The sequence below is a fragment of the Paraburkholderia atlantica genome, assembly GCF_009362785.1.
GTDB lineage: Bacteria > Pseudomonadota > Gammaproteobacteria > Burkholderiales > Burkholderiaceae > Paraburkholderia > Paraburkholderia atlantica.
The window spans coordinates 1-723 of the sequence record NZ_WHNQ01000220.1; the positions used below are offsets into that span (position 1 = coordinate 1).

The following is a 723-nucleotide window of genomic DNA, read 5'->3' on the forward strand; positions in this document are numbered from 1 at the left end:
GCAGTCGATCGAGGCGATGGTCGCGAAGGTTCACACCTATGTGCCCGGCTATCGCCTGAAGCAGAAGGTGCAGTTCGACGAAATCCCCGCGAGCGCGCCGCTGAACATTCCGGGCCTCGGCCGCTTCAGCGGTCTGAAGACGTCGATCTTCATCGAGGTCGAAGGCGCCGCGCACTACCTGCCCGCCTACGCGGGCAATCTCGACATCATGACTTCGGCCGCGCTCGCGACCGCCGAGCGCATGGCGCAGGCGCTCGTGCAGGCATCAGAGGCTTAAGGAGACTTCCCGCATGGACAAGAAACTGTATATCTCCGACGTGACGCTGCGCGACGGCAGTCACGCCATTCGTCACCAGTACTCGATCCAGAACGTGCAGGACATCGCACGCGCATTGGACCGCGCGAAGGTGGACAGCATCGAAGTCGCGCACGGCGACGGACTGCAAGGTTCGAGCTTCAATTATGGCTTCGGCGCGCATAGCGACCTCGAATGGATCGAAGCGGTCGCCGACGTGGTCGAGCACGCGAAGATCGCGACACTGCTGCTGCCCGGCATTGGCACGATTCACGACCTGAAGGCTGCGTATAACGCGGGTGCACGCGTGGTCCGCGTGGCGACGCACTGCACGGAAGCGGACATTTCGAAGCAGCACATCGAATACGCGCGCGAACTCGGCATGGACACCGTCGGCTTCCTGATGATGAGCCACATGACCACGCCGG

At 62.7% G+C, this 723-nt stretch carries 2 pseudogenes; both read left to right on the forward strand.

The features are described 5' to 3' along the window. Positions 1–277, forward strand: a pseudogene (locus GCT19_RS42370) (acetaldehyde dehydrogenase); the annotation flags it as partial. Between the two features lie 13 nt (positions 278–290). Continuing rightward, a pseudogene (gene mhpE, locus GCT19_RS42375) lies at positions 291–723 on the forward strand (4-hydroxy-2-oxovalerate aldolase); the annotation flags it as partial.